The 5,862-nt window shown below is 53.0% G+C and carries 4 protein-coding genes; 3 read left to right on the forward strand and 1 reads right to left on the reverse strand.

All coding sequences use genetic code 11. From position 1 onward, the window contains the following. The first annotated feature begins 336 nt into the window (after window positions 1-336). From B7364_RS01205 to B7364_RS01215, 3 genes are all read left to right on the forward strand, one after another. Window positions 337-1,593 (forward strand): site-specific integrase, encoded by a 1,257-nt coding sequence (locus tag B7364_RS01205; protein WP_085338121.1) that lies wholly within the window; start codon window positions 337-339, stop codon window positions 1,591-1,593. 178 nt (window positions 1,594-1,771) lie between these two features. Further along, the gene (locus B7364_RS01210) at window positions 1,772-2,371 is read left to right on the forward strand and encodes a DUF6088 family protein (RefSeq protein WP_085338122.1); all 600 of its coding nucleotides are present in this window, start codon (window positions 1,772-1,774) and stop codon (window positions 2,369-2,371) included. Further along, window positions 2,364-3,437: a nucleotidyl transferase AbiEii/AbiGii toxin family protein gene (locus B7364_RS01215; protein ID WP_085338123.1), complete on the forward strand. Its 1,074-nt coding sequence runs from the start codon at window positions 2,364-2,366 to the stop codon at window positions 3,435-3,437. Before B7364_RS01210 ends, B7364_RS01215 begins: the two co-directional genes overlap by 8 nt. 29 nt (window positions 3,438-3,466) lie before the next feature. Here B7364_RS01215 and B7364_RS01220 read toward each other — a convergent pair whose 3' ends face one another. Then, complete coding sequence (locus B7364_RS01220) at window positions 3,467-5,089, reverse strand: hypothetical protein (RefSeq protein WP_157893405.1); 1,623 nt, start codon at window positions 5,087-5,089, stop codon at window positions 3,467-3,469. Between the last annotated feature and the right edge of the window lie 773 nt (window positions 5,090-5,862).

Consider the following 5,862-nt stretch of genomic DNA (forward strand, 5'->3'; position numbering starts at 1 on the left):
CAAACCCCCGGTGGTTTCCCACGCGGGGATCAAGGTGTTGGGAAGGTTTGAACGTCATCGGCCCATGGAGGTTCCACACGACGAAAAATGGCGCACCCGACAGGATTCGAACCTGTGACCTTTGCCTTCGGAGGGCAATTTTTCGGTGTTTCCCACGGTTTCGGAGTGTTTTTAATTTATCATAATAAACAGTTGTTTAGAGTTAAAATTGTTACTTTCTGTTTCGATCGATATTGCTCAGTTTCGCGCTCGGTGGTATCCCGGTGGTATCCAGAATGACCACTGCCTAGGATATTTTGACCACTGCCTTATTGGCCCAAAAAAGAGCAGAATCGGATGAAGTTACTTGCAAGTTTGGTATCCAGCATAAAGGCAACCGGGACTGATTTCGTCGTGTGGGATCATCAGGTGCGAGGCCTTGGGCTGCGCGTTCGTGCTAGTGGCAGCAAATCCTTCATCATTAAAGCGAGGGTCGGTAGTGGCAGGCATGCCAAACAGATACTGTCAACGCTTGGCAAGCCTGATGCGATGACTTTGGACGAGGCGCGAGCCAAGGCGAGAGTAATGTTGCTAGAAGCTGCGACGGGAATTGAGCCCGTTGCAAAGGTTCGAGCAGTTCCCGCCGTTGATCGTCCCACGGTCGAAACCCTGTGCAATCTGTGGCTCGAGAAAGGATCGTCGCGTTCACGGCAGCGCGGGAGGTTGGCTGGGGCATTGCGAGATCCTAAGAATATCGCAATCGACCGTGGCCGGATAAATTGCCATATTCTGCCTATTCTTGGAGAGGTAGCACTAGGCGATTTGACCCGGCAGCGAATTGAAGGCTTTCGGGATGCTGTGGCACGTGGCGACACGGCAAAGTCTGAGAAGACCAAGCCTAGGGGGCGGCGTTTGGTCCAGGGCGGGGAAGGTACTGCAACGCGAACGCTTAGGCTTTTGTCATCCATTTTTTCCTTTGGTGTCCGGGAAGGATTGTTATCGAGCAACCCGGCTATTGGTGTTGAGAAGACACCTGATCGGATGCTTGAAAGATTTTTGAGTTCAGAAGAAATGCGGCAGTTAGGTGATGCGATCACCTTTGCGGAAGAACATGGAGCGCATCCTTCGGGAATTGGAATTATTCGAATGTTGGCTTTGTCTGGTGCTCGCAAAGGCGAAATTGAAAATCTGACGTGGGATGAAGTTGACCTAAAGACCGGCTTTTTGAGACTGAAGGGGTCCAAGACCGGGGCTAAGCTTATCCCTATTAGCGGCCCGATGCGCGCAATCTTGGAGGAGCAGGCGGCTCGCAAGCGCGATCAGTGGGTGTTTCCAGACACATCTGGTGTTGGCCCATTTCAGGGAACGCCTAAGCTCTGGACCCATATCCGCGCGAAGGCTGAATTGGCCGATGTTCGGCTTCACGATCTCCGCCACAGCGCAGCTTCATTTGGTCTTGCAGGCGGTCTTGGACTTGAAGTGATTGGAAAGCTGCTTGGGCATCAAGATGTCAAAACCACCAGACGATACGCTCATTTGTCGGATGGCTATATGAGGGCTGCGGCTGAAAGCATGGCGGGCGAGATCGCGGGGCTTTTGAAGGGGAAGGGCTGATCTGCCAGATTTGAGGCTCCGAGGGCCATCTAAACAGGTAGTTGCTTTTATAGGCACTTCTTGAGATGATATTTTTCATTGTGTTGAATTGAAATATTTTTTCGTTGATAATAAATTCATGGCTTGTTAGAAAAAAGCATGCTATTTTCTAACGAAATGGAGTGATGCAGTGACCGCGATGACGGATAAAATTATCAAACGTGTGCGAGGCAAGGGACGGGGTTGGGTTTTTACGCCCAAAGACTTCCTTGACCTTGGTACACGTGCATCCGTTGATATGGCGCTCACACGGCTTCTGAACTCAGGTTCAATTCGGCGAATTGGACGCGGTCTCTACGATTATCCCATGATGCACGATAAGCTTGGTTTGCTTACACCTGATGCGGACATGATAGTCCAAGCAGTCGCAGTGCAAAGCGGTGACAAAGTCATTACGTCTGGTGCTCAAGCAGCAAATCGGCTTGGCATCTCGACGCAAGTACCCGCTAAATCGAGTTATGCTACAAGCGGGGCATCACGCTCGAAGAAAGTAGCTGGTCGGACAATTACGCTTAAACGATCGCGCGCGCCCATATTAGATGATGCGTCGCCCCAAGCTAATGCGGTTTTGCAAGTGCTAGCGCATCTCGGAAAAATCAATGTCGACTCTGATATCATCCGTAGTCTTGCGAGCCGTCTAGATGCTCGTGATGTGAAGGCACTTCAGAAGGCAAGGCCTCAAATGGCTGGTTGGATGAGTGATGCAGTCCTCAAGATCGAGATAGCTAGCAATGGATGAGTTTGCTCGTCTGGCCCCTAACGAACTTCTGGCGTTCATTAATGAAGCGGCGGCACGTCGTGAAGTAACCCCCATTATCATCGAGAAAGACTTCTGGGTCTGTTGGACATTGCGCCGCCTAATGTCGGTGCCTGTATTGGCGGAAAATCTGACCTTTAAGGGCGGAACGTCACTATCGAAGGCCTATGGTATCATTGATCGATTTTCAGAGGATATCGACCTCACGATTGGACGAAACGCCCCCAAAATCGAAGAAACAAAGCCTCCTATGGAGAATGGAATAACTGGAAAAGAACGGGAGCGGCGTGTCAAAGCACTGAAAGTTGCTGCGCAATCCTATGTGGAGGAAATAGCTCTGCCGACTATCAAAAGAGCCATCGCAGGGGAACTTCAAACAAATGAAGGGTGGGACCTTTTCCTCGACCCGGAGGACCCTGATGCTCAAACCATATTGTTTCAATATCCCCGGTTACTAGCTTACGGCAGATTTCGAGGTGCTGTGGGTGACGGCGCTGTGGGTCAGTTCCCTATAGGAGGCGGATTTGAAGAGGGGTACATCAGGCCTAGCATTAAGCTTGAGTTTGGGGCTCGTGGGGAACCAGAGCCTTGTGAACTCCGAACGATCACGCCCTATCTGGCACAGGAATTTCCCCAAGAGCTTATCGACGCTCAAACTCAGATTTCAACTTTATCTGTGGAACGGACTTTTTGGGAGAAGGTCACGATCCTACATGCGCTTTACCACGGCGCAAATTTTCGGCCTGAAATGTCACGTCATTATTATGATACGGCAATGCTTGCTGCAAAGGGCGTTGATGATCTTGCTATGAAGGCACCAGACCTTTTAGAGCGCGTCGTACTCAACAAAAGCCTCATGTTTCCAGACAAGAAAGCATCTTATGAAACCGCAGTTTTCGGAACTCTCCAATTAGTTCCGAACGACAATCTCCGTGAACGCTTGCGTGCCGATTACGGCGCAATGGCGGAGATGTTTATGGTGGCACCGCCTAAGTTTGAAGATTTAATGGAAAGCATTTCACGACTTGAGGCCAAACTAAATCGATAGTTGGCTCTGGCGTTTCGGGCTTCTTGATGTCACCGTCCGATCCCCGCACCGAGAACCTGCGCCAGAGCAAGCTCCGCTCCGGGGATATCCCGTACCGCGATGAAATTCACCCCTCGATCAACGATTGCGTAACGGCCAAGAGCGGTATCGATATGACCGACGACGGTGCCTTCCGAGGCATTGGGCTGCACGCCGACTGATCCGCGCGCGAGCCCCAATTGTTCGCGGGCGGCGGCTATGAAGTCTTTGTCACGAAGGGCATACCAGCTTTCCGCTTTGAACACGACACCACGGCCTTGGGCGGCCCCTAGACCGTTCTTGATAAGATGATCTGCCCGAGCGAGAAGTTCTGCCTCCATGGCTTCTGAAACCTGTTCTGGCCCATCTCTGCCATTTGCCCGACGCGCAAGAATGACATCATGCGGGGTTAAACGGTCTGTTGTTGGATCAAAGCGCTGTTGAGTGTCCACGCTTTGTTGAGTCTTGATCTCTGCGTGAACCGTCGCAGTTGGTTTGCTTTTGCTAGGTGCCTTCATCTCGGACACAGCTTTAGCGCCCCGCTGACTAAAGGCCGCCGTGCGCTCGCGGTCCCAGTAAGAGCGGATCTCATCCTTGCTGCGCTGAAGGGTATCAAGCCGCTGTTTCAGGTCCGGCGCAAAGGCGATACCGGCTCTTGAGCATGTAACCAGCCCCATACGCTCAAGATGATTGACCCGGCCCCGTGCAACAGCTCCAAACGTATCGGTCCGGTTGAGTTCTTCTGAAGCGAGTAAGCCGCCATTTGCTTCTGCGAGCTTGGTGAGCTTCAGGTCAATGTCGGTCCAATAGTTTGCCCGTGTACGGCCAAAGAGCTGCTGCTCGGCCTCTGTGCGTGTCTTGTCGCCCAGTAGGCTCTGAGCCTGGTGCTCTGCCCGCTGGCGGATGCCTTGGCTGATCATTTCGCGTGGGATGACCAAGGTTGAGCCATTGGCTCTAATGCCCCGGATCAAGACATGGGCATGGGGCTGATCGGTATCATGATGATTGATAGCAACCCAGATGAGGGTAGGCTCTTTCAGATCGCGACCAACGTCACCCATCACATCACGGATATAGCCTTGAAGATCTTCCATCTTGTCGGCTTGTTCTGGACTAATGATCAGCCTGAAGTGATGACGATCATCTCCCCAAGCCCGCGTCGCTTCCTTGACCGCCTCCGGGGCAAGCTCGCCCGCCGGTCCATAGAAGTGCGCTTCTGACCCATCAAAACCCATACCTTCGCGGGCCAAATACTTCACATGCTGGACAATGGCCTTGCCGGGATTAGCGACAGCGCGGGGTCCTTGGTGGCGGGCAACAAAGGCCTTCACCACAACACGCTGGGAAGCCCGCACGCTGATAGAGCCAACCCCGCCCTTCCGCGCCGCTGAACCACCAACACCAACAGCGCCACCAGCCGTCCCACCACTGCCACGACCAAACAGCCTTGCATGGACAAGCTTGCGGGCAAGGGATGCCCGCATAGAGCCGCCATCACCTTTGAGACGGCTTGGCAAGCGAGCCTGCGCCTCGGCCCCATGGCTTGCGAGGCGCAGGCTCAAGCGTTCTTGAAGCGTGAAGACCCACTCAGATCTGCTACCCCGATCACCCTGATCCTGACTGCCATACGCCATGGTCGGAACTCCCAGATGGCGGTGCGAGATGCCCCCCATGCCAGCCATACGAGCAGTAATTCATGGCAATTCATGAGAAGCAATCAGATTCACCTATTTTGCGAATAATATCAGTAGGATAAAGCAACACAAAACCTCCCTTTATCTTGCCTCTCCCTGTCTCATATCCTCTCTGTTCCCCATATGACCCCACTTAGAAACAGATCGCCACAAAACGAAACACCCTCACTCCTGGAAGGCCTTACATTTAAGATATGGGCCCTCGGACGGCCTTTAGTTCTTTGGTGGACCAGACTGATTCAAGGAACTGACTAGGGCCCCACCAATCAATCCAAGTCCGAGGGCCAGCATTGTACCAAAAATCAGTGGGTGCTCAAAAAAGCGAGCATTGATTGCCGATCCTGCCAATGTGGCTCCGACAGTTGCTAGGGTTATCGTCGTGACGGATGGATAGCGCATGCAGCTATGGGCGCATGGTTCGAGAAGGCTGACCATTCAAGATTGCTTGAGTGTGGCGTGAGGCCAAACCTCGTCGATTTAGCCCAGGCACGACAAAAGGGCGGAGCTGTTAGGCTCCGCCCTTAGGCAAATTTGGGTGGATGAATTGGCTAGGCGGCGGTCTCCAACGGCAGGTCTACTTCGGTGCCAGAGCCTTCGGCTTTGGCTTTGCCGCGGGCGAGGACTTCTAGTTCGCTGAAGGGGCCTAGCACGAACTCGATGACGTAGCGGGTCCGGCCTTGATCGTCGTCGTAAGAGCTGGGGCGGATGCGACC

This window comes from Aquidulcibacter paucihalophilus, from assembly GCF_002105465.1.
In the GTDB taxonomy this organism is placed as follows: domain Bacteria; phylum Pseudomonadota; class Alphaproteobacteria; order Caulobacterales; family Aquidulcibacteraceae; genus Aquidulcibacter; species Aquidulcibacter paucihalophilus.